Consider the following 25,735-nt stretch of genomic DNA (forward strand, 5'->3'; position numbering starts at 1 on the left):
GTCCCCGTGGTCATTTTGATGATTTCTTGCTGGCTTATTGGCTCGCGTCTTGCGCCCCGCTAAATTTTCCTAGTAAAACTGTCAATGACTCATTTGCTCCGGCGTCCGGGGTGTAACTTCAAGATAACAAAGCAAAAGGCTGACAATGACCCAGCACTCTCCCTCAGACCTGCGCCGTCTTCAGGCCGAGGAAACCGGTCGTCCCGTGGATCTGGCAGCGAAGCTGGGTGTCGCCGAAGGCGCGCTGGTTGCAGCGCAGGTCGGGCATGGCGCGATCCGGATCGATCCGACGCTGGGGCGCCTTTTCCCCGCGATCCAAGCCTTGGGCGATGTGATGGCCCTGACGCGCAACCGTTCTTGCGTGATCGAGAAAATCGGAACCTACAACAACTTCCACGACGGCGATCATGCGTCGATGACGCTGGACCCCGAGATCGACATGCGGATGTTCCCGCGCCACTGGGTCCATGCCTTTGCCGTTGAAAAGGCGACAGACGCAGGCATTCGCCGCTCGGTTCAGGTCTTCGATGCGGCGGGCGATGCTGTCCACAAGGTCCACCTGCGTGACAGCTCGGATCTGGCGGCATGGGATGCACTCAAACGCGATCTGGTGGCCGAGGACCAGTCGGACAGCGTCGAATTCGGCCCGCGCGCGCCGGTCGAGCCTGCCAGGGCTTCGGCGGACCGCGCCGACGCGCTGCGTCGCGAATGGGACGACATGACCGACACGCATCAGTTCAACACGCTGATTCACCGTCAGAAAATGAACCGCCTAGGTGCTTATCGCATCGCGGGCGCTCCCTATGTGCTGCCTTTGGCAATCGACGCCGTCCCTGCCCTGCTGGAACGCGTTCAGGCCGATAGCGTCGGCATCATGTTCTTTGTCGGCAACATGGGCTGCATCGAGATCCATTCCGGCAAGATCGAAACGCTGAAACCCATGGGGCCTTGGCTGAACGTGCTTGACGAGCGCTTCAACCTGCATCTGCGTGCAGATCACGTCGCCGAAGTCTGGGCGGTTCACAAACCGACCAAGCGCGGTCCGGCAATCTCGGTCGAGGCATTCGACGCCGAGGGGGCGCTGATCTTCCAATGCTTCGGATTGCGCCCCGAAAAAGGTGGCGATGCCGAGCAATGGGCCAAGCTGGTCGCGGGCCTGCCCATGCTGACCGAGGCCGTGGCATGAAAGCCCTAGCACTGGCGCTGCTGCTGGCAGCGCCTGCCCATGCCGAAAGCTTTCCCGAGGCCAAGCGCATTCTGTCCATCGGCGGCTCGGTGACGGAAACGATCTATGCCCTTGGCGAGCAATCGCGGCTCATAGGGCGGGATACCACGTCGAACTGGCCGCCCGAAGCCACCGCCCTGACCGATGTCGGTTATATGCGGGCGCTTTCCCCCGAGGGCGTGCTGTCGGTCTCGCCCGATCTGATCCTTGCCGAGCAAGGCGCAGGCCCGCCCGAGGCAGTCTCGGTGCTGCAATCGGCCAACATCCCCTATGTCTCTGTCGCCGAGCAGTTCGATGCGGCAGGTGTTCTGATCAAGGTCGGCGAAGTCGCCGAAGCTTTGGGCGTTCCGGAAAAAGGCAAGGCGCTAAGCGAAAAGCTGGCCGCCGATCTGGCGGATGCCGAAGCGCGTGCAAAGACGGTCGGAGAGCCGAAAAAGGTGCTGTTCATCCTGTCGCTGCAGGGTGGCCGTGTTATGGCCGGTGGCGAGGGTACGTCCGCGAACGGGATCATCAAGCTGGCCGGAGCCGAAAACGCGTTGACCGGCATTCAGGGCTACAAACCCGTGACGGATGAAGCCGTGATCAAGGCCGCGCCCGACGTCATTTTGATGATGCAGCGCGGCAATGCGGAAGCCGATGCGACCGCGAATGGCGGGAACAGCCTTGATGCCGCAAAGCAATCGGCGTTGGCAATGCCCGCGATTGCCCAGACTCCGGCCGGTCAAAGCGGCAATATTGTCATCATGGACGGGTTGAAACTGCTCGGCTTCGGCCCCCGCACCGGAGAAGCGGCGGTCGAGCTGCACGATCTGGTCTACGGAGCGAAGTGATGGTCGCGGTCAGCCCCGAAATTTCCCGAATTGCCGGTGATCGTAGTCATCGCGCGCGGCTGACCAGTTGGATTTTGGTCGTCGCGCTGCTGGTGACTGCAATAATGTCATTGGGCTGGGGGGCATCGGGCACGTCGCTGACGCGGGCGATCTCGGATCTGCTGGCGGGGCGGGAACTGGCGGTGCAGGATCGGGTCGTTTTGCTTGATATCCGCCTGCCCCGTGTCCTGATGGGCGTCTGCGTCGGGGCGGCCTTGGCCGTCTCGGGCGCGTTGATGCAGGGATTGTTCCGCAACCCCCTTGCCGATCCGGGGATCGTCGGTGTCAGTTCCGGTGCGTCACTGGGCGCGATCCTTGCGATTGTTCTGGGAACGGCGCTGCCTGCGGCAATCGCGGGAATCTTCGGCTGGTATCTGGTGCCGGTCGCGGCGTTCATCGGCAGCTGGGTCACTACGATGACCCTATATCGCGTCGCCACGCGAAAGGGGCGAACCTCGGTCGCGACCATGCTGCTGGCCGGCATTGCACTTGGGGCTATCCTTAGCGCAATCGCGGGACTGGTGATCCTGCGCGCGAATGACAGCCAGTTGCGCGACCTGACCTTCTGGGGGCTGGGATCTCTGGCCGGAGCCAACTGGCCCAAGCTGATGGCCGCTGGCCCGATCATGTTGCTGGCGGTCGTGACCTCTCCGGCATTGGCGCGTGGATTGAACGCTTTGGCGTTAGGAGAAGCCGCAGCCGGTCACGTCGGCATCCGCGTCCAGCGCGTCAAGAACCGCGCCATCCTGACCGTCGCGGCAGCGACCGGCGCCGCTGTCGCCGTATCGGGCGGGATCGGCTTTGTCGGCATCGTCGTTCCGCATCTGCTGCGACTGGCAAGCGGACCGGACCATCGCTGGCTTCTGGTCAATTCGGGACTTCTGGGCGCGACGATGCTGCTTTGGGCCGACATGGCCAGCCGCACCCTGATAGCACCCGCCGAACTGCCCATCGGGATCGTCACGGCCATGATCGGCGGACCGTTCTTCCTGTGGATTTTGCTACGCAATCGCGGAGTTCTCGACCTATGACTTTGGCGGCACAGGATGTCTCGGTCAGCATCGGCAGAAAGCCCATCGTTCAGGACGTCTCGCTGACCGCCGAGGCTGGCGAATTTACCGCCATTGTCGGTCCGAACGGCTCGGGCAAGACGACATTGATGCGCGCATTGACCGGAGAATTGGCGCATCGCGGTCGCATCACCCTGAATGACCAAGACATTACGGCCCTTGCGCCCGAAGCCTTGGCCCGGCGTCGGGGCGTCCTGCCACAGGCGGCAGCGTTGTCATTTCCCTTTACCGTCGCCGAGGTCGTCCGCATCGGGCTTGAGGCACGCGGCGAACGTGCCGATGCCCTGATCCCCGCCGCACTGGCCGCTGTCGATCTGCCCGATTTTTCCGGACGCCTCTATCAGCAGCTTTCCGGAGGCGAGCAGCAGCGCGTCCAACTGGCCCGCGTTCTGGCGCAGGTCTGGAATCCGGTCGACGAGCAAGGCGCGCGCTGGTTGTTTCTGGACGAGCCGGTCAGCAGCCTCGATATCGCGCACCAGTTGACCGTGATGCGACTGGCCGCAGATTACGCGCGACGCGGAGGCGGGGTGATCGCGGTCATGCATGACCTGAACCTGACGGCACTTTTCGCGCAAAAGGTCATCCTGCTGGGCCGTGGCGAAGTGCTGTCGCAGGGTACGCCAGCCGAGGTGATGACCGACGCCACCTTGTCGAACGCCTATGGTTGCGACCTGCGGGTGAACAAGGTTCCGACCGAAGGGATATGGATCTTGCCTCAGGTCGCCGCCTGAAGCAGTCCCAAGCCGAACAGAAAACGCGCGCTAGATCCGGCGCGCGTTTTCGTTTTCAGGATTTCCGCGGGGGTCGAGTATGGCTCTCGGCCCCCGCGAGGTGAATTCACTTCCGCAGATCGAAGCGGTCAGCGTTCATCATCTTGCTCCATGCGCGGCCAAAGTCGGCTACGAACTTCGCTTTCGCGTCATCCTGTGCATAGACTTCGGCAATCGCCCGCAATTTCGAATTCGAGCCGAAGACCAGATCGACGCGGGTCGCGGTCCATTTCGGAGCACCCGATTTGCGGTCGGTGCCGTCGAACACGTCCTGCGCGTCCGATTGAGCTTTCCAGACCGTATCCATGCTGAGCAGATTGACGAAGAAATCATTCGTCAGCTCGCCCGGACGGTTGGTCAGCACACCATGCGCGGTGCCAGCGTGGTTTGCGTTCAATGCACGCAACCCGCCAACGAGCACCGTCATTTCCGGCGCGGTCAGTTGCAGCAACTGGGCGCGGTCGATCAGCAATTCCTCGGCGGGGACCGAAAACTGCTGGCGCTGGTAGTTGCGGAAGCCGTCAGCCATCGGCTCCATCCAGTCGAAGCTTTCGACATCGGTCTGTTCTTGCGTCGCATCCCCCCGACCCGCGGCGAATGGCAGGGCAAGGTCTTGACCCGCAGCCGCAGCTGCAGCTTCCACTGCCGCATCGCCAGCCAGAACGATCAGGTCGGCGAGCGACACTTTCTTTGCACCTTTGGCGTCGAACTCGGCCTTGATGGCTTCCAACTGGGACAGGACAAGCGCCAGCATCTCGGGCTGGTTGGCTTCCCAGTCCTTTTGCGGAGCCAGGCGGATCCGCGCCCCATTAGCGCCGCCGCGATAGTCCGAACCCCGGAACGTCGAGGCCGATGCCCAAGCCGTCGCCACCAGATCTGCCAGCGGCACGCCCGAAGCCAGAACCTTGGCCTTGAGTTCGGCCACGTCTGCCGCGTCAACCAGCGGATAATCCGGTGCGGGGATCGGATCTTGCCAGATCAGGTCTTCCGCCGGAACCTCTGGACCCAGATACAGGTTCTTCGGCCCCATATCGCGGTGGGTCAGCTTGAACCATGCCCGCGCGAAGGCATCCGCGAACTGATCGGGGTTTTCGTAGAAGTTACGCGAGATCTTCTCGTAGATCGGATCGAAGCGCAGCGACAGGTCGGTCGTCAGCATCGAAGGCGCAATGCGCTTGTTCGGGTCATGGGCATCCGGAACCGTGCCCGCACCCGCGCCGTCCTTCGGCTGCCATTGATGCGCGCCCGCCGGAGATTTCGTCAGCTCCCATTCGTATTCGAACAGGTTGCGGAAGAAGCCTTGGCTCCATTCCGTGGGCGTCTGGGTCCAGACAACCTCGAGGCCACTGGAAATCGCATCAGCACCGAAACCTGTGCCGTGCGCGCTGGTCCAACCAAAACCCTGCAATTCGATCGCCGAGCCTTCGGGATCCGCGCCGACATGGGCCGCATCGCCCGCGCCGTGGGTCTTGCCGAAAGTATGGCCGCCCGCGATCAGCGCGACGGTTTCCTCGTCATTCATCGCCATCCGGCCGAAAGTGGCGCGGATATCACGCGCGGCGGCCAGCGGATCGGGGTTGCCATCCGGCCCTTCGGGGTTGACGTAGATCAGGCCCATCTGCACGGCAGCCAGCGGGCTTTCCAACTCGCGATCACCGGAATAGCGGCTGTTCGGGTTGTCGCTATGTGCCAGCCATTCGGTTTCGGAACCCCAGTAGATGTCCTCAAGCGGTTCCCAGACGTCGGGGCGACCACCGCCGAAACCGAAAGTCTTGAAGCCCATCGATTCCAGCGCGACGTTACCGGTCAGTATCAGCAGGTCGGCCCAGGACAGGCTATTGCCGTATTTCTGCTTGATCGGCCAAACCAGACGGCGGGCCTTATCAAGGTTGACGTTGTCCGGCCACGAGTTCAGCGGCGCAAAACGCTGCGCACCCGAGCGCGCGCCGCCCCTGCCGTCGGCGGTCCGATAGGTTCCGGCGCTATGCCATGCCATGCGGATGAACAACGGACCGTAATGCCCCCAGTCCGCCGGCCACCAGTCCTGACTGTCGGTCATCACCGCGCGCAGGTCTGCCTTGACCGCCTCAAGATCGAGCTTCTTGAATTCTTCGGCATAGTCGAACGTCTCGCCCAACGGGCTGAGCTGGGCATTGTCCTGATGCAGGATTTTCAGGTTCAGCTGGTTCGGCCACCATTCGCGGTTCGAACGGGCGCTGACCTTGGTGTTGCGGTTCGTCCCGTGCATGACGGGGCAGCCGCCTCCGGTTTTCATGATCTTGTCGTCCATGACCTCTTTCCTTCCGCTGACTTGCGACCTTGACCGTCCCACTGCGGGTAGCGGCCCTCGGTGACTCGCGCTTCACGAATAGTATTAGGGGATTAAGAAGATTATATAAATTTCTAATGGGTGATGGTCTTTATAATGCGAAGTTATGTCGCAACTGGTATGGAACGACGTAGCGGCGTGGCTTCATTTTGATCTCGACTTCGTGATAGGGTCGGTTTGGAATTCAACAGGAGGCCAATGACGTGAACAAACGCATCATTCTTGGGATCGCAGCCGCGATCGGTATTTTCGCTCAGGGTGCCACGGCACAAGAGATGTCCTTTTTCCGCATCGGAACGGGCGGGACCGCTGGCACATATTACCCGATCGGCGGACTGATCGCGAACGCGATCTCGAATCCTCCCGGCTCGCGCGCTTGCGAAGACGGCGGATCCTGCGGCGTGCCCGGTCTGGTTGCGACGGCCGTCGCCTCGAACGGTTCGGTCGGCAACATCAACGCGATCAATGGCGGCCAGCTTGAAGCAGGCTTTACCCAATCGGATGTAGCCTACTGGGCACAAACCGGCACCGGCCTGTGGGAAGGTCAGCCCGCAGTCGAGAAACTGCGCCTGATCGCCAACCTTTATCCCGAAAGCATCCACCTTGTCGCCCGCGCGGATGCCGGAATCGCGACCGTGGCCGATCTTAAAGGCAAGAAAGTCTCGCTCGACGAGCCCGGCTCGGGCACGCTGGTCGATGCGCGCATCATCCTTGAAGCCTATGGCCTGACCGAAGCAGATATCCAGCCCGAGTTCCTCAAGCCCGATCAGGCAGCCGACCGGATGCGTGACAATGCCATGGACGCCTTCTTCTTTGTGGGTGGCTATCCGGCAGGCGCGATTGCCGAACTGGCCAGCCAGCACGACATCAAGCTGATCCCGATCGACGGCGAGGCCGCCGACAAGCTGCGCGAGAAATACAGCTTCTTCGCTGCCGACAGCTTCCCTGCGGGCACGTATAACGGGCAGGATGCCGACGTTGCGACCATCTCGGTTGGCGCGCAGCTGGTCACCAGCGCCGATCAGTCGGATGAACTGGTCTATAACATCACCAAGGCGCTTTATAACGACAGTACCCAGAAGCTGTTCTCGGCCGGTCATGCGAAGGGCAAGCAAATTACGCTGGACAACGCCACCAAAGGCGCCGGCATTCCGCTGCATCCGGGTGCCGAGAAGTTCTACAAGGAAGCCGGCAAGGTTCAGTAAGGCCAAGCGACCTTTGACACGAGACGCGGCCCCTCAGGGGCCGTGTTGCTTTCAACGATAACAATCCAAGTGGAGAGACCGGCATGACTGATACCGCTCGCCAACTTTCCGAAGCCGAGCTGCGCGCGATCGAAGAAGAATACGATCCCGAGGCCCGCTTCCGCGACCTGACCAAGCCGGTCGCAATCCTTTCTGCGGTCGTGCTTTTCCTGCTGTCAGCCTACCACTTCTATACAGCAGGTTTCGGCATTCCCCGCGCGACCACGCATCGCGGCATCCATATGGGTGTATCGATGTTCGTGGTCTTCCTGAGTTTTTCGGCTTTTGCGTCGGGCCGCCACAAAAGCGCGGGTCCGACCATTCTGGGGCTTCCGGTTCTTGACTGGGTTCTGGCCTTTGCCGGTCTGGTCAGTTCGCTTTACGTGCCGTGGATCTATGACCAACTGGCATTCCGCGTCGGCAATCCGAACACGCTGGATGTCGCCATGGGAACGATCCTGATCGTGACCCTGCTGGAAGCCGTGCGCCGTTCGATGGGTTGGCCTCTGCCGGTGATCGCTATCCTGTTCATGGCCTATGCCTATTTCGGCAAAAGCATGCCCGGCATCTTTGTCCATCCGGGCGCGGACTGGAAGGCCATCGTCAACCACCTCTATCTGACCTCGCAGGGCATCTACGGCACCGCGCTTGGCGTGATTGCGACCTATGTGTTCCACTTCGTCCTGTTCGGCGTCATGGCGCAGAAGATCGGGCTGGGCCAGTTGTTCATCGACCTCGCCACCGCGTTGACCGGTCGCTTCTCGGGCGGTCCGGCCAAGGTCTCGGTGCTGTCCTCGGCGCTGATGGGCTCGATCTCGGGTTCGTCCATCGCCAATACCGTGACGACCGGCGCGCTGACGATCCCGACCATGATCAAGGTCGGCTATAAACGCCACTTCGCTGCAGCGGTCGAGGCCGCCGCCTCGACCGGCGGTCAGATCACCCCGCCCGTGATGGGGGCCGTGGCCTTCCTGATGGTCGAGTATCTGGGCATTCCCCTGCGCACTATCCTGATCGCCGCCATCGTTCCGGCCTTCATGCATTTCTTCGGTGTGCTGGTGCAGGTCCATCTTGAGGCCAAACGCCTTGGCATCCGTGGCCTGACCAAAGAAGAACTTCCGAACGCCATGGCCGTCCTGCGGGCGGGCTGGCTTTCGACCATTCCGCTGATCCTACTGGTCTTCATGCTGATGTCGGGCCGGACTCCGTTCTGGTCGGCCTTCAGCGCGATTTCGGCCTGTATCGTGGTCTATGTGATCCAACAGGTCATGGCCTCGGGGCTGGTCGAGGGCATCAAGGAAACTGCAAAGGGCACGTTCGACGGCTTCGTTCTGGGGGCAAAGCAGTCCTTGTCAGTCACGGCGGCAGCCGCGCTGGTCGGTGTCGTCATCGGTGTCGTCACCCTGACCGGCATCGGCTTCAAGATCGCCTTCATGGTGACCTCGATCGCGCAAGGCTGGGGTGTGTCGGCGCATGCCTTCCTCGGCTTCCTGCCCTTCGAGATCATGGGAGTGCAGACCCTGACGCTGCTTTTCACGCTGATCATGACCGCCGTGGTATGCATCCTGATGGGCTGCGGCATCCCGACGACCGCGAACTATATCATCATGGTTGCGGTCGCGGCTCCGGTGCTTGGGATGATGAATGTCGAACCGCTGGTCGCGCATTTCTTCGTCTTCTACTACGGGGTCATCGCGGATGTGACGCCTCCGGTGGCAATGGCGGCCTATGCGGCATCCGGCATCGCCGGAGCGAACGCTTTCAAGGCGGGTAACACGGCGTTCCGGCTGTCGATGGGCAAGGCGCTGGTTCCCTTCGTCTTCGTCTTCTCGCCGTCGCTGCTTCTGGTGACCGAGGGCTTTACGTGGGGATCGTTCGTTCTGGCCTTTGCAGGCGCAATTCTGGGCATCCTGTCGCTATCGGCGGCGCTGACCAACTGGCTGCTTGCACCGCTTTGGATGATCGAGCGCATCGTCCTTGTGATCGCGGCCTTCCTGCTGATCGCCCCCGAGCCGATTTCGAGCGCCATCGGTGCCGTCATCCTTGGTGCGGTGGCGCTGCGCCAGACTCTTGCCGGTCGCTCAAAGGCGATTGGCTAACATGACACAAGGGCGCGCGGCACTCCCGCGCGCCCTTACCATTCCGGCCGGAAGATGCGACGGATCCGGTCACGATGACACCACCTCACGCGGCACCGCTTACCGTGACGTGAATGTGTCAATATGGTTGTACCAGCGCTGCCGTCGCTGTATGTCGCCCCCGATTTGAGCGCAATGATGACAGGCGTGTGACGAGTGACCAACACGGACGAACAGCTCCAGCAGGGCAAAGGCCCGCGGAACCAGTGGAAAACTCTGGACAAGGATCTGGGTCGGATCAGCATTCTCGAACAAGCATCCGCCACCGTGTCGCGCCCTCTGGTCGCACCGGGGCTGGCCCTGCTTTTCGTCGTTGCCGTCGCGATGATCGCCTTGTCATTGATCGGTGCCAGTTCATCGGGACTGGTGATCGTGGGTGCTGCCGTTGTCGCCGCCTATATGGCGCTGAATATCGGCGCAAATGACGTCGCTAACAATATGGGGCCAGCGGTCGGCGCAAAGGCGTTGACCATGGGCTCGGCCCTTGTGATCGCTGCGGTTTTTGAAACCGCAGGCGCATTGATCGCTGGCGGCGACGTGGTCAGCACGATTTCCTCGGGGATCGTGTCGCCCGCTGCCGTGCAGGATTCGGCTACCTTTGTCTGGCTGATGCTGTCGGCCCTGATCGCGGCCGCCTTGTGGATCAACGTGGCAACCATTCTTGGCGCGCCGGTATCGACGACGCACTCGGTCGTCGGCGGCGTTGTCGGCGCGGGCGTTGTCGCCGCGGGTTTCAACGCGGTAAACTGGTGGCAGATGACCAGCATCGCGGCAAGCTGGGTCATCTCTCCGGTCATGGGCGGTGTTGTCGCAGCCCTGCTTCTGGCGTTCATCAAGGCCAAGATCGCCTATGTGGACGACAAGATCGCTGCGGCCCGGAAATGGGTTCCGGTCCTGATCGGCCTGATGGCAGGGGTTTTCGCGACCTATCTGGCGATGAAGGGCCTGCGCCGCATCATCGACATCGACGCCACCATGGCGCTGTGGATCGGGGTTGGCGTTGGCATTTTTTCATGGTTTGCGTCTCGCCCCATGATCGAACGTCAGTCGCGCGGGCTTGAGAACCGCAAGAAATCCTTGCGGACATTGTTCGCCGCGCCATTGATCATTTCGGCTGCGCTGCTTTCCTTCGCCCACGGAGCGAACGATGTCGCGAACGCCGTCGGGCCTTTGGCGGCCGTGGTCCATACCGTTCAAATGGGAGACGTTTCGTCCTCGGTCCATATCCCTACCTGGGTGATGGTGATCGGTGCAGTCGGGATCTCGCTCGGGCTGCTTCTGTTCGGACCGAAGCTGATCATGCTGGTCGGCGACCAGATCACCAAACTGAACCCGATGCGAGCCTATTGCGTCGCGCTGTCGGCGGCTGTCACGGTCATCATCGCAAGCTGGCTCGGGCTTCCCGTCAGTTCGACCCATATCGCGGTCGGCGGCATCTTCGGCGTGGGCTTTTTCCGCGAATGGCATGCCGAGCGGCGCGCCCGTATGCTGGGCCTGCAAAAAGGCAAGGTCGTCTCTCCAGATGAGCGGCGCCGTCGCAAGCTGGTTCGCCGTTCGCACGCAGTGACGGTCGCCGCAGCATGGGTCATCACGGTCCCGTTCTCGGCGCTGCTGTCGGCGGGCATCTACTATCTGCTGTCGCATCTTACGCTGGGCTGATATTTCCGGTCGGAAGCGACAAAGGCCGTGTGCAGGCAATGGCACACGGCCTTTCTGTATGACGTAACGTCATTGCCAGTGTTGATTGACCCTTTCGCGCCGACACGACTAGTCCTGCTGCATGTCCGCATGATCCCAAAGGCGTGGACGCGTATTTCGCCCGCACCGGAACCTTCTCGCCAAGGCCCGCGTTTTGGCAGGTTATGAACGAACGGGGCGGAGGGCAAATCTTTGACTTTACTTGGGATTAATGGTTATGCGCGGAGCATCTCCGCGTGAAATCCGTTCCTGAAGGCGTCATTCTTGCGCTCATCTCGGCCATCGCGGTCACGGTACTTTTTCTCGACACCATTTTCCCGCTGGGTACGGCGATCTGGCTGATCTACCTGTTGCCACTGGTCATTTCATACGCGTCAAATCGTCCCATCACCCCTCCGGTCGTCGCGATGGCGGTGACCGTGCTGATCATCGTCGGATTCCAGCTGGCCGACCCAGGTGTCGCGCCGCATATCGCGATCATCAACCGCGCCTTGGCCAGCCTTGTCATTCTGCTGCTGGGTGGCCTTGGCAATATCCTGATCCGGAACCGTATCGCGTTTGCACAATCCGAATGGGTGCAACGCAACGAGCTTGGCTTGGGGCGCGTTCTGCAAGGCGAACAATCGGTCGAGACGCTGGGCGACAATGCCTTGCGAAGCCTCGCCGAGTCACTAGGCGCACGCGCCGCAATCGCCTATGCCCGCGAAGGCGACAACCTGCGCCGCATCGCAAGCTGGGGAACGGATGCGGCGGACACATCAGGCAATATCGGCAAAGGCGACGGCCATTTGTGGCGGGCCGTTAGGGACAACCGCGTGGTTTCGCTGGCGACGGATCGCGACAACGCTTTGGGCTGGGGCTCGGGTTTGCTGCGCGGGACCGCCGCCCATGCGGCGATTGTGCCGCTGCACGACGCCGGACATATCAATGGCGTGATCGAGTTCGGTCTGGACAAGGCCCCCGACACCGGTGGGCAGGCTCTGCTGGAACGGATAGGAGAACGTATCGGTATCGCCCTGAAATCAGCACGTTACCGCGAAAACCTGCGCGAACTTCTTGAGGAAACCCGCAGGCAAGCCGAAGAATTGCGCAGCCATACCGAAGAATTGGCCGCAACCAACGAGGAACTTGAGGAACAGACCCGCGCTTTGCAGGAAAGCGAGCGTCGCCTGTCCGCTCAACAGGCCGAGCTTGAGCAACAGAATGCGCAGCTTGAAAGCCAGACGCAGCAGTTGGAAGAGCAGCGGGACGCATTGGCCCGCTCGCGCAGGCAATTGGTCGAACAGGCCGAAAAGCTTGCCCGCGAGAGCCGCTATAAATCCGAATTTGTCGCGAACATGTCGCACGAGTTGCGCACGCCGCTGAACGCGCTGTTGATCATGGCGCGGCTTCTGGCCGACAACCGGACAAGCAACCTGACCGATGAGCAGGTCCGCTGGGCCGACACGATCGAAAGTTCGGGTCAGGATTTGCTGGCGCTGATCAACGACATTCTGGATCTGGCCAAGATCGAGGCCGGAAAGCTGGAAGTATCTCCCGAAACGCTTGCTCCGGCGGGAATAGCCGCACGCTTGATGCGCAAATTCGAGGATCAGGCCCGCAGCAAGGGGCTGGAACTTCAAGCCGAAATCCGCCCCAATCTGGGCGAGATCCGTACCGATCCGTCGCGGCTGGATCAGATCCTGCGCAACTTCCTGTCGAACGCCCTGAAATTCACCGAGCGCGGACGCATCACGATCCGCGTCGATGAAGTCGATGGCGAGATCACCTTTGCCGTGCAGGACACGGGAATCGGCATCGCGCAATCCGAACAGGAAGGCATCTTCGAAGCATTCCGTCAGGCCGATGGAACCATTTCGCGCAAATACGGCGGGACCGGTTTGGGCCTGTCTATCTCGCGCGAACTAGCCGAATTGCTGCATGGACGGATCGCGGTGGAAAGCCAATCCGGTCGCGGCAGCACCTTCACCTTGACCCTGCCGCGCGACATCGCTCCCGGTGAGCAGCCGAGGCCCTTGATGGACACCGGTCCGGTTCCGCAAGCCCGTCGTGACACGTTCGACAAGGTTAGCGCGGAACCCGCGGAACTTGCCGAGATCTCGGATGACCGTCATGTCATCGACACCGGCGACCGGGTCATTCTTCTGGTCGAAGACGACATCGCTTTCGCACGACTTCTGCTGGACCTTGCCCGTGAGTTGGGATTCCGAGCAGTCGTCGTCGGGACTGCCGATGATGCCGTGCGGGCCGCACATCGCTATTTGCCGCAGGGGATCGTGCTGGACATGGGCTTGCCCGATCACACCGGCCTTTCGGTCTTGGACCGGCTGAAGCGCGACCTCGCGACGCGGCACATTCCGGTGCATGTCGTTTCGGCCAATGACTACACGCGCGAAGCGATGTCTCAGGGCGCGATGAGCTATCTGATCAAGCCGGTTGACCGCGCGGCGCTGACCGATGTGATCCAGCGTTTGGGCTCGGCCACCCAGCAACCGATGCGCCGCGTCCTGATCGTCGAGGATGATCCGGCGCAGCTTGAGGGACTCAAGGCAATGCTCGCCAATGATCGGGTCGAAACGATCGGCGCCTCGACCGCGGCCGAAGCCTTGGCCGCCTGCCGCGAGACCAGCTTTGATTGCATCGTGCTGGACATGACGCTGCCCGATGCCTCGGGCTTTGACGTGTTGCAGGAATTGCACGCGGACGAGGCGGCTTCATTCCCGCCTGTCATCGTCTATACCGCCCGCGCCTTGGACCAGAACGAGGAACTGCAACTGCGCCGTTACTCGAAATCGATCATCATCAAGGGCGCGAAATCCCCCGAACGGCTGATCGACGAGGTCACCCTGTTTCTGCATCAGGTCGTTTCCGATCTGCCCCCGCGTCAGCGCGAGATGCTGGCCGCTTCGCTCAGTCGCGACAACCTGCTAGACGGGCGCCGTATCCTTGTCGTCGAAGATGACATCCGCAACGTCTATGCGCTGACCGGCATTTTTGAGCCGCACGGGGCCGAGGTCCAGATCGCCCGCAATGGGCGCGAAGCGCTTGAGATTCTGGGTCGCGTGGCCGATGGCGGCGCTCCCTCGATCGATCTGGTGCTGATGGATGTGATGATGCCCGAAATGGACGGGCTGACCGCCACCCGCGAGATCCGCAAGATCGAACGCTGGCGCTCGCTGCCGATCATCATGCTGACCGCCAAGGCGATGGCGGACGATCAGGCGCAATGCCTTGCCGCCGGAGCGAATGATTACCTGTCCAAGCCGATAGAAGTCGGCAAGCTTTTGTCCTTGGCAAGGGTTTGGATGCCCCGATGAGCATCCGGCCCGTTCAGACAATGTCGGTGGAACAGATCGAGTTGGATCTGTTCCTGGAAGCACTACATCGCCGCTACCATTACGATTTCCGGTCCTATTCGCGCGCCTCTCTGGCCCGCCGTGCAGATGTCGCGCGCCAACGGCTTGGATGCGAGACCTTGTCCGACGCCCAACGCCGCCTGCTGCACGAACCCGCCGTTCTGGCAGAGGTGATCGACGCGATGACCGTACAGGTCAGCGAGTTCTTCCGCGACCCCGACTATTACAAGGCCCTGCGCAACGAGGTCTTGCCGCATCTTCACACCTATTCCTCGCTCAAGGTTTGGGTGGCAGGCTGCGCCAACGGTGAGGAGCTTTACTCCTTGGCGATCCTGTTTCGCGAGGAAGGGTTGCTGGACCGGACAATCTTCTACGCGACCGAGATCAACCGCCGCGCCTTGGCCAAGGCTTCCGCCGGAGTTTATGACATCGATCGCCTGCCCGGTTTCTCGGTGAATTACCAACGTGCAGGAGGGTGTGGATCGTTATCGGATCACTACACCGCCGCTTATGGTCGGGCCGTGTTCGACCGCAGCCTGCGCAATCGCGTGGTCTTTAGCGAGCACGATCTGGCAACCGATGAGGTTTTCTCGGAAGTCCATCTGATTTCCTGCCGCAACGTACTGATTTATTTCGATGACACCTTACAGAACCGGGTTTTCCGTCTTTTCACGGATTCACTGGTGCGGGGCGGGTTTCTGGGGTTAGGCGCCCATGAAACCCTGCGCTTCTCCGACCACGCGACGTCATATTCCGACTTCAACGAAAAAGAGCGCATCTGGCGCCGCACCGCATCGCAGGAGGTATATCATGCCCGATGATCAGATCCGTTTTCTTATCGTAGACGATATCCAAGAGAACATGATCGCACTCGAGGCTCTCCTGCGCCGCGACGGGCTCCGGATCGATTTCGCGGGCTCGGCCACCGAGGCGCTTGAAATGATGCTGGTCAACGATTACGCGCTGGCCTTCCTTGACGTGCAGATGCCCGAGATCGACGGTTACGAGCTGGCCGAGTTGATGCGCGGGGCGGAGCGTACACGCGGGGTTCCGATCATCTTCGTGACTGCCGCAGACCGTGACGAAAGGCGCCGTTTCCGAGGTTATGAAGCGGGCGCGGTCGATTACATTTTCAAGCCGCTAGATCCGCTCATCCTGCGGTCAAAGGCCGAAGTCTTTTTCCGGATCGGCAGGCAGGCGCGTGAACTCGAGCGTCAGCGCGATGAAATGCGGGTATTGGCGCACCATCGGGACGTCGCGATTTCGCGGCTCAAGGCGCATGCGGACAACTCTCCGTTGGCTCTGGTCGAATGCGACCGCGATCTGACGATCAGAAGCTGGTCGCAGGGGGCCGAGCGGATGTTCGGCGTATCCGCCGAACAAATGCTGGGACAAACCATCGGGCAGCATCGTTGGCTGGCTTCCGACGCCTGCACGGTGTTGCAAGGCTGGATCGACAACGGGACCAGCGCCCCCCGCCACAGCACCGAAATGACCGCCACCCGCAACGACGGCGAGTCCATCCATTGCGAGGTGTTCGGCTCGATCCTGCGCGATCCGACGGACGGAAACCTGTCGCTTTCGCTTCAGATGCTGGACGTGACCGAACGGCGACGCGCCGAAGAGGTCCGCAGCCTTCTGATCGGCGAACTCAACCACCGGATCAAGAACACATTGGCCAATGTGCAGGCCATCGCGCGCCAGACCCTGCGGCAAGCCGATAACATCGATGATTTCGAGCAGGTCTTTATCGGCCGCCTTCTGGCTTTGTCGCGTGCGCATTCGATCCTGTCCGATGTGACATGGACCAGCGCCCCGCTTGACCATCTAATAGACGAACAGATCCGTGCGGGTACGCTTGACGCCATGCGGTTGGTGCGCAAGGGCCCGAAGGTCCAGCTCTCGCCGGAAAACACGCTTCGTCTTGCGCTGAGCCTGCACGAACTGGGAACCAACGCCGCCAAGTACGGCGCATTGTCGGTTCCGGGCGGCGTGGTTGATCTTAGCTGGAAGACCGTCGGGCAAAGCCTTGTTCTGAAATGGGAAGAACGCGGCGGCCCTACTGTCTCGCCTCCGGCCCGGACAGGGTTCGGCATGACGTTGATCCATGCAAGTGCTGGCGGCGAAGAGGATACCGTACAAGCCGATTGGCGCGAAACGGGGGTGATCTGGACCATCACGCTGCCGGTTGGCGTCGAAACGCTGAAGACCAAAACGGCCGCCAAGCCGGTTGAAAACATACGAGGCCCGATGAAGCGCTCGGAACTGGGCGGGTCGCGTGTTCTGGTGGTCGAGGACGAGCCGCTCGTCGCTCTGGATATCAGCCACGAACTCAAGGCCGCCGGAGCATTGTCGGTCAATATCGCACGCACCATAGGTCAGGCACTGCAAGCGATCGAGCATTCGGATATCGACGTGGCATTGCTTGATGGCAACCTCTCGGGCGAGCGGGTTGACGAGGTGGCCTTTGCGCTCAGCCGACGAGCCATCCCGTTCTGTTTTGTGTCCGGTTATGGCCGCCAGCACCTGCCGCAAGACTTTCAGGACGCGCCGATTATCGAGAAGCCGTTTCGGGCCGATGCACTGCTACCGGTCCTTAATGAGTTGATCCGGTCATGATCGGGTTAACCCACTGAAATAATCCCGATTGCGAGACAAGCATCGTTGCGTCTAGGCTGCATCCGATAGGCGCATTGATGCGGGATCGGGATTGGGTTCGGGGCGGCTTCCAGAATACGCATTCGCTGCGTCCGGCTTGGTTGGGCAGGGTCAACAATGTTGCCCTTGATCGCACTGATCAGCTTTCCGGTCATCGTCGGCCTTCTGTTCTCGCGGATGGACTGGCAACGCGCGTTCATCTGGTCGATGCTGGGGGGGTATCTGTTTCTCGCTCCGGGTTATTCGATCACCCTGCCGGGACTTCCGATCCTGAACAAACCCGCGCTGCCGGCACTGATATCGGCGCTGATGGTGTTTTTGCAAAAGGACACGCCAAAGGCGCTGGAACCACCGCCACCTCGGGGTACATTCATCAATGTTCTCGTCGTCCTGAGTCTTCTTTCGCCCCTGCTGACCGCGATCACAAATAGCGACTCGATCACCGAGGGAAACACCTTCCGTCCCGGTATCTCGGCGACCTTCGCCATCGGCGATGTCATGCGCAGTTATCTCGAGATCCTACCTTTCCTTTTGGCCTACCGTATTTTGTGGAATGTCGAAGGGGCGTGGCGGCTGGTGCAGGCGATGGTGACCGGACTACTGGTCTATTCGTTCTTCATGTGGATGGAGGTCCGCTTCAGCCCGCAGATGAACGTCTGGATTTACGGCTACTTCCAGCATGATTTCATCCAGACCATCCGTTACGGCGGATATCGTCCGATTGTCTTTCTCGAGCATCCGTTATGGGTCGCGTCGATCACCTTGATGGCATTCCTGTCGGCGATTGCACTCGCACGCCGAGATCGCGACGCCCGCAGCATGTTCAGGGCGGGCTATCTCGCCTTGCTGATAGTGATCTGCAAATCGGCAGGCGCGCTTCTGCTGTCGATCATGTCGGCCCCATTGCTGCTGTTGGCGCGGCCGCAGATGATCATCCGCGTATCCTTGATCGTCGGCACGATTGCATTTGCCTATCCGATCCTGCGCACGACGTCGCTGGTACCGCTTGATGCGATTGTGAATATCGCCCTTGACGTGTCTGTGGATCGCGGAAATTCCCTTGATTTCCGCCTGACCAATGAAGAACGCTTGCTGGAGCGCGCGATGGAGAGGCCCTTGTTTGGCTGGGGCGGTGGAGGGCGCTCGCTATTCCTTGACCCCAATTCGGGCAATGTTTCCTCAATTCCCGACGGCTTGTGGGTGATCTGGTTGGGAAGCCGCGGAATCCTTGGTTACATGTGCCATTTCCTGATGTTGCTCGGCCCGATCTGGATACTGGCCGGAGCCGCCTTCAAGCACCGGAAAACCCAGAAGGCTATGGACCTGCTGCCATTGGCGTGCCTGTCGATGATGTTGGCCACGAACCTGATCGACATCATCCCCAATGCCACGGCGACTCCGATCACCTGGCTGATCGCGGGCACAATCATGGGGAACGCACAGCGCATCGCACAGGGGATCAGCCAACCTGAAACGCAAGATGGCGCAAACCCGGAACCTGTCCGGCGTGGGTTAAGAACCGTCCTGTAGCAGAGCTTCAGTTCGACGGTGCTGTATCTGAAAACTGGCGGGCCGACCCCATGCAATGCGCCAATGCGGAAGCGACCACATTGTTCAGGAAAATATCGGTAAGCTGTCCTTGGGCATCGACAAACCTGACGGTCACCCCTGATCCGCTTATATCGAGCAGACTGAATGAAACGGGGGCGAGGATTCCATCCGCTCTGTCTGCACATCGGGATGACGGGACGTTCACCAACATCTGATGGCGGGCGATTGCTTCTTCCTGATCTGTCATGACTGCATCACGTCCCTGAACACCCCGGTACCAACGCCTGCGCCGCAAGTGCAAGAAACACTTGCCCTTTTACGCAACACCACGTCCTGATCGAGCAAGCGAATGACACCGGCACAGGTTCCCGCCAACCGGAAATTTTCCCACGTGGTGGTCCGGATACCACAAAGATGATTGACAAAAATTATCGGCTTAACAATTGCTGATTATTTTTCTGGGTTATATGGTGCGTGGATACCAATGGAAGGTCACGCTCATGTTCCCGATCCGTCCGCACCGCAGTACCGGAATACTCTCTTCGGCTTCCGGTTCTGCCTCGGCCCTGCTGCGCGCGCGCGCCGCGGAATGGGAAGTTGACCTGATCGAATCATCCGAAAGCCTGACCATGCATGTTTGGGGCAGCGAACTTTGCCTGATCCCCGCTGACGGCATGGTCCGGATCGAACTGCGCGCCCCCGAGCAGCGTCTGATCGGCATTTTGCAGGACAGCGCGACCGAGCTATTCGAAGGCCACGGGATGGCCATCGCTTGGGACAATGTCGATGAGGGAGCTTTGGCTCCGGGCCTTACTTTGATGCGCGTCGAAAGCGTGACCCAGCGCACTCCCGGCTTTATTCGGGTCAGGGTATCCGGTCCCGAAGCGATCCGCTTCGGCCAGACCAACCTGCATTTCCGCGTTCTGATCGCCCCCGAGGGCCGTCAGCCGATCTGGCCGCGCATCGCAGCCAACGGTCGTACCCGCTGGCCCGAAGGCGAAGATGCGCTGCATCGTCCGGTCTATACTGTTGCCGATCAGCAGGGCGATTGGGTCGAGTTCGACATTTTCGCCCATGACGGCAGCCCGACCTGCGACTGGGCGCGGCGTGTCCAGACCGGAGAGCCGGTCGGCCTGATGGGTCCGGGCGGCGGCTGGTGTCCCGAGGCCAAGGAGCTTTGGCTCTTTGGCGACGAAACCGCCCTGCCCGCCATCAGCCGGATGCTGGATCTAGCCAAAGGAACCGTACGGGCGTTTGTCCATGCCGCATCCGAAGACATGCCCGGCCTGACCGACGATCCGCGCGTCACGCGCTGTGATGATCTGTTGGCATCCCTAGATACAGCCGCCATTCCGGTCGCGGACGATGTCCATGTCTGGTTCGCGGGCCATGCCATTCAGGCCCGCGAAGCGCGCCGTCAGCTTGCGGCGCGCGGTTTGAACAAGCGGCAGTTCACGGCTGCCGCTTACTGGGGTCAGCCCGATAGCCGGGCGTAAACCCCGCCCCGTGCGACAAGCGGCTCGTGTTGGCCGCTTTCCACGACCCGACCTTCCTGCATGACGACAATCCGGTCTGCGTGACGGATCGTGCCCAAGCGATGCGCGATCACCAAAGTCGTGCGTCCGACCGACAAAGCGTCAAGTGCCGACTGGATCTCGCGCTCGGTCTGGCTGTCCAATGCCGAGGTCGCCTCGTCAAGGATAAGGATCGGCGGGTTTTTCAGGAAGGCACGCGCAATCGCGACACGTTGCTTCTGGCCGCCGGACAGCATCACGCCACGCTCACCAACGATGGTATTCAGCCCATCAGGCAGGTTCTCGATCATGGGGCCAAGCTGGGCCTGATCGGCCGCATGCCTGATTTCGGCATCCGTCGCCCCCAATCGGCCATAGGCGATGTTTTCACGCAATGTACCGCCGAACAGGAAGACGTCCTGACTGACCAGCCCGATCTGGCGGCGTAGGCTGTGCAGTCGCATCTGATCCAAGGCAAGACCGTCAATCGTGATCCGGCCCGAGGTCGGCTCATAGAAACGCGGAAGCAATGCCAGAAGCGAGGTTTTACCCGCGCCCGAGGGACCAACAAAGGCGACGGTTTCACCCGCGCTGATGGTCAGGTCGATACCCTCGAGGATCTGGCGGTCGCCTTCATAGGCGAAGCTGACATTCTCGAAGCGGATATCGCCTTTCAGAGCCGGAGCCTCGATGGCGTCCGGCGCATCAGCGATTTCGGGGTCGGTTGCCAGCAGTTCCTGATAGCGACGGAAACCGGCGATGCCGCGAGGATAGGTCTCGATCACGGCAGCGATCTTTTCAAGCGGCCGGTAGAAAACACTCACCAACAACAGGAAGCCGACAAAGCCGCCCGTGGTCAGTTCGCCCGACAGGACATAACCCGCGCCCACGACCATGACGATCACCTGCACCAGCCGCAGGCCCATATATTGCAGCGCCGAGGACACCGCCATGACGCGGTAAGCCTGTAGTTTGGTTGTGCGGTAGTTTTCGTTGTCAGCCGCGAACAACGAGCTTTCATGCGCTTCGTTGCCGAACGCCTGCACGACACGAACACCGCCCAATGCCTCCTCCAGACGCACGTTGAAATCGCCCACGCGCGAGTAGATTGCGCGCCATGTCTGGGTCATCCGGCCCCCATAGAAAATGACCAGTGCCAGCATCGCAGGCACGATCAGCGCCACGATGAAAGCAAGGCTGGGATTGAGCCAGAACATCAGCAGGAACGCGCCGACAAAGGTCATGATGGCGATGAACGCATCCTCGGGGCCGTGATGGGCGACCTCTCCGATTTCCTCCAGATCGCGGGTGACGCGGGCCACGAGTTTGCCGGTACGGGCGCCGTCGAACCAGCGCCAGCTAAGCCGCGTCAGGTGATCGAAGGCGCGGGCGCGCATCACCGTCTCGATGTTGATGCCCAACATGTGACCCCAATAGATCACGATCGACATCAAGCCGGTATTGATCGCGTAAAGCGCCATCAGGCCGACTGCTGCGGCGATGGTCAGGCTCCAATTGCCTTGTGGCAGCAGGTGGTCGATGAAAGCGGTGATCGCCAGCGGAAAGGCCAGTTCAAGCAGGCCCGACAGCACGGCACAGCCGAAATCCAGCCAGAAAAGCCCCATCCAGGGGCGGTAATAGGCAAAGAAATCACGCAACATTTTCCGTTCCTTGTCGGTATTCAGGCAGGAATGGCGACTTGGCCGCCATCTGCACGGTGCAGTACCTGCATCGGCAGGCCATAGATCCGGGCCAGCGCCTCGGGGGTCATCAGATCCGAAGGCGTTCCTTGCAGGATCAGCTTTCCGCCCTTCAGCGCGACAATGTGATCGCAGAAGCGGGCAGCCATATTCACCTCGTGCAGCACGACGATGGCGCTGCGATTTTGCTCATGGCACATGCGGCGGACAAGGGAAAGAACCTCGACCTGATGCGCGATATCAAGGGCGGAAATCGGTTCGTCCAGCAATAGCGCACCGGCCTCTTGCGCGACCATCATCGCAAGCCAGACGCGCTGGCGTTCACCGCCCGACAGCGTGTCCACCAGACGGTCCGCCAAGGCGGTAATGGCGCATTCCGCAAGTGCGGCCGATACTGCGGCGTGATCCTGAGGCCCGAAGCGCCCAAGCGCGCCGTGCCAAGGGTAACGACCAAGCGCGACCAGTTCCCTTACCGTCATGCCCTCGGCTGGTGGCGTGGTTTGGGGCATGAATGCCAGCGCACGGGCGTAGTCACGGGGGAGCCAATCGGCCAGCGGGCGATCCTGAAAACGAACCTCTCCGACCGAGGCCGCTACCTGCCGCGCCAGCACCTTCAACAAGGTCGATTTGCCCGAGCCGTTATGCCCGATCAGCGCCACGACCTGTCCGCGCGGCAGAGTCAGGTCCAGACCATCCAGCAACCGACGGCCCGGCACATCGACGCAAAGACCGGAGATGGTGAACAGAGCATCGCTCATCGCTTCATCCTCATCATCAGCCAGATCAACCACGGCGCACCCAGCAGCGACGCGAACAGTCCCAGCGGCAATTCATAGGGAAAGCCCGCCATACGGGCGCCGAAATCTGCGGCGATCATCAATAGCGCGCCGATCAGCGCCGAACCCGCGACATGGTCCTGCGCGCGGGCAAAACCGATCCGGCGCGACACATGCGGAGCCATCAGCCCGACGAAACTGACCGGACCAACCAGAACCGTCGCGGCCCCTGTTGCGATGCCTGCCAAGGCGATCAGCCCGATGCGGGCCTTGTCCAGAGGCAGGCCCAGACCCGATCCGACCTCGGGGCCCAGAGGCAGGATCTGTAGCCACCGGCGCGTCATGCGAGCGCCGATCAGCACCAGAACCGCCAAAGCCGCCAGCGCAATGGCCTGACCGAACCCGACCACACTGGACGAGCCGCTAAGCCAAGCCAGCACTTGCCATGATTGCGTGCTGCCCGTCGCCATGACCGCCGACAGAAAGGCGGCCGCCATCGCCGAAACAGCAATCCCCGCCAGCAGGACGCGCTCGGCTGGCATGTCGCGGCGGCGGGCGAAGGTCGCAACCAGAACCAGCGCCAGCGCTCCGCCAACCATGGTACCAAAGGTCTGCACGCCAAGTCCCGGCGTAGCCACGGTGAACAATGTCACCACGTAGCCGATCGTCGCGCCGCCTGACACGCCCAAGACCTCGGGCGAGGCCAAGGGGTTCGCCGTCAACCGTTGCAGGATTGCGCCCGCCATGGCCAGCAACGCTCCGACCGCCGCCGCAGCCACGATCCGCGGCAAGCGAAGCGGCAGGAAGGCGCGGAAGCTGTCCCAGTCCAGAACCGCCCAGCCCTGCGGCACGCGCCCGATCCAGACCAGCAGCACCGTCAGCAACAAGGCGATCACCAGAAGGCCGGCCAGCAGTCGGGCCGGACGTTCGAGGCGCGGCGCTATTCCCTCGGCCGTCTCGGTTCCGGGCGGAGTCGACCCACGCAATCGCGGCAGCAACCAGATCAGAAGCGGGCCGCCAATCAGGCCTGTCAATGCGCCGGTCGGGAACATCTCTCCGGTGGCTCCGGCGAGGGTCAGGACAATGCCATCGCAGACCGACAGGATCAGGGCCCCGATCAGCGGTGCGATCAGCAACACCTGCCCCATCGTCCGCGCGCCAAGGCTGCGCGCCAAGGCTGGCGCGGCAAGTCCGACGAACCCGATCAGGCCAAGCTCGGCCGAGACCGAACCCGCCAGCAGGACCGCCAGCGCAATGACCGCGAGACGGATATTGGCGACATTCATGCCAAGCGCGCTGGCACCCGCCGCCCCAAGCGACAGGACGCGCAGCGGGCGGGCCAGCAGAAGCGCCCCGACGCCACCGATGACCAGCACCAGTGCCAGCGAACGCACGCCGCTCCAATCCTGTTGGACCAGCGAGCCGCCATTCCAGATCACCAGCGACAGCAGGTATTCGCCCCGTGCCAAAGTAATCGCCGTCGCGATGGCCGAGGTCGTCATGCCGACCAGCATCCCCGCAATCACCATGGTCACCGGCGCAAAGGCGCGTCTTGCGCCGATCCCCATCACGATTGCGGTGGCCATGCCTGCGCCCGCAAGGGCCACCGGCCAACGGCCATGTTCAAGCAATCCGGGCGCAAAAATGGTCGCCATGACCAAAGCAAGCTGCGCGCCGGATGAAATCCCCAAGGTGGTCGGATCGGCAACCGGATTGCGCAGCACCGCTTGCAGCAGAGCGCCAGACAATCCCAACGCCGCGCCCGCGACCAAGGCAATCACGCCGCGCGGCATCAATCCGAAGGCCAGCAGGATCTGCTGCAAGTTCATGGCGTCGGGATCAAACGACAGTGCAGGCCAGCCCGAGGGCAACAATTGCCACGCCGCCGCGCCCCATAGTGCAACGGCCACCCCAGCCGCCAAAAGCAGCGCTATCACCGTCTTGAAGTTCATGCCGGTTGCGGCCCCGCCTCAAGCGCGCCGGTCAACATTTCGGCAAATCGCAATGCCGAGGGTAAGCCGCCAAAGGCGTTGACCTCGGGCAGTTGATATAAGCGCCCCTCTGCCACGGCAGGAAGCTTGCGCCATAGCACGCTGCGGGCGACGCCTTCGCGCGCCTCGACCGGAATCTGGCCGACGATGATCAGACGCGCTTCGGGGGCATCGGCCAATCGCTCGATCGGCAAGGGCGCACGGAAGCTGAACTGCGTGCGGTCGGTCCACGCATTCGCCAGTCCCAGCCGCCCCAACATGTCGCCGAACAAACTGTCGAAGCCAAAAGCACGCAAATGGCGGGAATCGCCGATATTGATCAGACTGACCGGCCGGTCGCGGAACGGCGCGAGCCGAGAGGCAAGGCTCCGGATGCGATCTTGGGCCTCGGTCTCGACACGGACGGCCACTTCCGGTTGACCAACCGCCTCGGCCAATGCGGCAGTTGCCGCAAGGGTCTTGGCGACCGGCGGTTCGCCCGGAACGTAGAACGGCAATGACAGCACCGGAGCAATTGCCCGCAACCGCGCCTCGTGCTGGATGTAGAAGGGCGAACTCAGGATCAGGTCGGGTCGCGTCAGTTGCAGCAACTCGTAATTCGGCGCACCACGCAAACCCAGATCGGTCACGCTTTGCGGGATCGCTTCGGCAGCCTCGTCCTGTCGGTAGCGGATCAATTCGCAGGCGGCGACAGGCATCTGGCCAATCGCGATCGCGGTTTCCAGCATGGCCCAATCGATCGCTGCCAGACGCGGGCCTTGCGCGTCCTGCGCAAATGAAGACCCCGCCGCCGCGAGTGCGGCGACGGAGGAGATGAAGGCACGGCGGCCCATTTGGGCCCCGGCA

The 25,735-nt window shown here is 61.6% G+C and carries 18 protein-coding genes; 12 read left to right on the top strand and 6 right to left on the bottom strand.

The window, feature by feature from the left end; translation table 11 throughout:
- Window positions 1–145: 145 nt before the first annotated feature.
- Genes GL286_RS05200 through GL286_RS05215 form a run of 4 tightly spaced genes read left to right on the top strand, consistent with a single transcriptional unit; the run spans window position 146 to window position 3,895 of the window.
- The gene (locus GL286_RS05200; RefSeq protein WP_155094427.1) at window positions 146–1,186 is read left to right on the top strand and encodes a hemin-degrading factor; all 1,041 of its coding nucleotides are present in this window, start codon (window positions 146–148) and stop codon (window positions 1,184–1,186) included.
- A complete protein-coding gene (locus GL286_RS05205; protein WP_155094428.1) occupies window positions 1,183–2,055 on the top strand; it encodes a heme/hemin ABC transporter substrate-binding protein in 873 nt (290 codons plus the stop codon). The genes GL286_RS05200 and GL286_RS05205 overlap by 4 nt, the downstream gene beginning before the upstream one ends.
- Window positions 2,055–3,125, top strand: a complete 1,071-nt coding sequence (locus tag GL286_RS05210; protein WP_155094429.1) for a FecCD family ABC transporter permease — start codon at window positions 2,055–2,057, stop codon at window positions 3,123–3,125. The genes GL286_RS05205 and GL286_RS05210 overlap by 1 nt, the downstream gene beginning before the upstream one ends.
- Window positions 3,122–3,895, top strand: a complete 774-nt coding sequence (locus tag GL286_RS05215) for a heme ABC transporter ATP-binding protein (RefSeq protein WP_155094430.1) — start codon at window positions 3,122–3,124, stop codon at window positions 3,893–3,895. The genes GL286_RS05210 and GL286_RS05215 overlap by 4 nt, the downstream gene beginning before the upstream one ends.
- Before the next feature lie 106 nt (window positions 3,896–4,001).
- On the opposite strand, the gene katG is transcribed toward GL286_RS05215, so the two are convergent.
- Window positions 4,002–6,224: a catalase/peroxidase HPI gene (gene katG, locus GL286_RS05220; RefSeq protein WP_155094431.1), complete on the bottom strand. Its 2,223-nt coding sequence runs from the start codon at window positions 6,222–6,224 to the stop codon at window positions 4,002–4,004.
- Window positions 6,225–6,466: 242 nt separating this feature from the next.
- Here katG and GL286_RS05225 point away from each other — a divergent pair, with 242 nt between their 5' ends.
- From GL286_RS05225 to GL286_RS05255, 7 genes are all read left to right on the top strand, one after another.
- Complete coding sequence (locus GL286_RS05225) at window positions 6,467–7,468, top strand: TAXI family TRAP transporter solute-binding subunit (protein WP_170295042.1); 1,002 nt, start codon at window positions 6,467–6,469, stop codon at window positions 7,466–7,468.
- Window positions 7,469–7,551: 83 nt separating this feature from the next.
- A complete protein-coding gene (locus GL286_RS05230) occupies window positions 7,552–9,606 on the top strand; it encodes a TRAP transporter permease (RefSeq protein ID WP_155094432.1) in 2,055 nt (684 codons plus the stop codon).
- Between the two features lie 195 nt (window positions 9,607–9,801).
- Window positions 9,802–11,304, top strand: coding sequence for an inorganic phosphate transporter (locus tag GL286_RS05235; protein WP_170295043.1), 1,503 nt, complete (start codon window positions 9,802–9,804; stop codon window positions 11,302–11,304).
- 275 nt (window positions 11,305–11,579) lie between these two features.
- Window positions 11,580–14,660: a response regulator gene (locus GL286_RS05240; RefSeq protein ID WP_343038836.1), complete on the top strand. Its 3,081-nt coding sequence runs from the start codon at window positions 11,580–11,582 to the stop codon at window positions 14,658–14,660.
- A complete protein-coding gene (locus GL286_RS05245) occupies window positions 14,657–15,520 on the top strand; it encodes a CheR family methyltransferase (RefSeq protein WP_155094433.1) in 864 nt (287 codons plus the stop codon). Before GL286_RS05240 ends, GL286_RS05245 begins: the two co-directional genes overlap by 4 nt.
- Complete coding sequence (locus GL286_RS05250; protein WP_155094434.1) at window positions 15,510–17,318, top strand: response regulator; 1,809 nt, start codon at window positions 15,510–15,512, stop codon at window positions 17,316–17,318. Before GL286_RS05245 ends, GL286_RS05250 begins: the two co-directional genes overlap by 11 nt.
- Window positions 17,319–17,474: 156 nt before the next feature.
- Window positions 17,475–18,887: a hypothetical protein gene (locus GL286_RS05255; RefSeq protein WP_155094435.1), complete on the top strand. Its 1,413-nt coding sequence runs from the start codon at window positions 17,475–17,477 to the stop codon at window positions 18,885–18,887.
- 7 nt (window positions 18,888–18,894) lie between these two features.
- Here GL286_RS05255 and GL286_RS05260 read toward each other — a convergent pair whose 3' ends face one another.
- Entirely contained in the window at window positions 18,895–19,155 is a 261-nt protein-coding gene (locus tag GL286_RS05260; RefSeq protein ID WP_155094436.1) for a hypothetical protein, read from the bottom strand.
- 253 nt (window positions 19,156–19,408) lie between these two features.
- Here GL286_RS05260 and GL286_RS05265 point away from each other — a divergent pair, with 253 nt between their 5' ends.
- On the top strand, window positions 19,409–20,404 hold the full coding sequence (locus GL286_RS05265; protein ID WP_155094437.1) for a siderophore-interacting protein: 996 nt from the start codon (window positions 19,409–19,411) through the stop codon (window positions 20,402–20,404).
- On the opposite strand, the gene GL286_RS05270 is transcribed toward GL286_RS05265, so the two are convergent.
- From GL286_RS05270 to GL286_RS05285, 4 genes are read right to left on the bottom strand one after another with little or no spacing between them, the layout of a single operon-like run.
- Window positions 20,383–22,083 (bottom strand): ABC transporter ATP-binding protein, encoded by a 1,701-nt coding sequence (locus GL286_RS05270; RefSeq protein ID WP_155094438.1) that lies wholly within the window; start codon window positions 22,081–22,083, stop codon window positions 20,383–20,385. The genes GL286_RS05265 and GL286_RS05270 overlap by 22 nt on opposite strands.
- Before the next feature lie 20 nt (window positions 22,084–22,103).
- Window positions 22,104–22,880 carry an ABC transporter ATP-binding protein gene (locus tag GL286_RS05275; protein ID WP_155094439.1) on the bottom strand — a complete coding sequence of 259 codons (777 nt, stop codon included), beginning with the start codon at window positions 22,878–22,880 and terminating at the stop codon, window positions 22,104–22,106.
- On the bottom strand, window positions 22,877–24,850 hold the full coding sequence (gene fhuB / locus GL286_RS05280; protein ID WP_155094440.1) for a Fe(3+)-hydroxamate ABC transporter permease FhuB: 1,974 nt from the start codon (window positions 24,848–24,850) through the stop codon (window positions 22,877–22,879). Before fhuB ends, GL286_RS05275 begins: the two co-directional genes overlap by 4 nt.
- Complete coding sequence (locus GL286_RS05285; RefSeq protein WP_155094441.1) at window positions 24,847–25,722, bottom strand: iron-siderophore ABC transporter substrate-binding protein; 876 nt, start codon at window positions 25,720–25,722, stop codon at window positions 24,847–24,849. Before GL286_RS05285 ends, fhuB begins: the two co-directional genes overlap by 4 nt.
- Between the last annotated feature and the right edge of the window lie 13 nt (window positions 25,723–25,735).

Origin of the sequence: Paracoccus aestuariivivens (genome assembly GCF_009711225.1) — a bacterium.
Lineage (GTDB): Bacteria > Pseudomonadota > Alphaproteobacteria > Rhodobacterales > Rhodobacteraceae > Paracoccus > Paracoccus aestuariivivens.

What these genes read in the sequence shown, in the direction of transcription:
- GL286_RS05230 (WP_155094432.1), top strand. Translation starts at nt 7,552, where the DNA reads ATGACTGATACCGCTCGCCAACTTTCCGAAGCCGAGCTGCGCGCGATC.
- GL286_RS05250 (WP_155094434.1), top strand. Translation starts at nt 15,510, where the DNA reads ATGCCCGATGATCAGATCCGTTTTCTTATCGTAGACGATATCCAAGAG.
- GL286_RS05260 (WP_155094436.1), bottom strand. Translation starts at nt 19,155, where the DNA reads ATGACAGATCAGGAAGAAGCAATCGCCCGCCATCAGATGTTGGTGAAC.
- GL286_RS05255 (WP_155094435.1), top strand. Translation starts at nt 17,475, where the DNA reads ATGTTGCCCTTGATCGCACTGATCAGCTTTCCGGTCATCGTCGGCCTT.
- GL286_RS05210 (WP_155094429.1), top strand. Translation starts at nt 2,055, where the DNA reads ATGGTCGCGGTCAGCCCCGAAATTTCCCGAATTGCCGGTGATCGTAGT.
- GL286_RS05215 (WP_155094430.1), top strand. Translation starts at nt 3,122, where the DNA reads ATGACTTTGGCGGCACAGGATGTCTCGGTCAGCATCGGCAGAAAGCCC.
- katG (WP_155094431.1), bottom strand. Translation starts at nt 6,224, where the DNA reads ATGGACGACAAGATCATGAAAACCGGAGGCGGCTGCCCCGTCATGCAC.
- GL286_RS05200 (WP_155094427.1), top strand. Translation starts at nt 146, where the DNA reads ATGACCCAGCACTCTCCCTCAGACCTGCGCCGTCTTCAGGCCGAGGAA.
- GL286_RS05270 (WP_155094438.1), bottom strand. Translation starts at nt 22,083, where the DNA reads ATGTTGCGTGATTTCTTTGCCTATTACCGCCCCTGGATGGGGCTTTTC.
- fhuB (WP_155094440.1), bottom strand. Translation starts at nt 24,850, where the DNA reads ATGAACTTCAAGACGGTGATAGCGCTGCTTTTGGCGGCTGGGGTGGCC.
- GL286_RS05285 (WP_155094441.1), bottom strand. Translation starts at nt 25,722, where the DNA reads ATGGGCCGCCGTGCCTTCATCTCCTCCGTCGCCGCACTCGCGGCGGCG.
- GL286_RS05245 (WP_155094433.1), top strand. Translation starts at nt 14,657, where the DNA reads ATGAGCATCCGGCCCGTTCAGACAATGTCGGTGGAACAGATCGAGTTG.
- GL286_RS05265 (WP_155094437.1), top strand. Translation starts at nt 19,409, where the DNA reads ATGTTCCCGATCCGTCCGCACCGCAGTACCGGAATACTCTCTTCGGCT.
- GL286_RS05205 (WP_155094428.1), top strand. Translation starts at nt 1,183, where the DNA reads ATGAAAGCCCTAGCACTGGCGCTGCTGCTGGCAGCGCCTGCCCATGCC.
- GL286_RS05275 (WP_155094439.1), bottom strand. Translation starts at nt 22,880, where the DNA reads ATGAGCGATGCTCTGTTCACCATCTCCGGTCTTTGCGTCGATGTGCCG.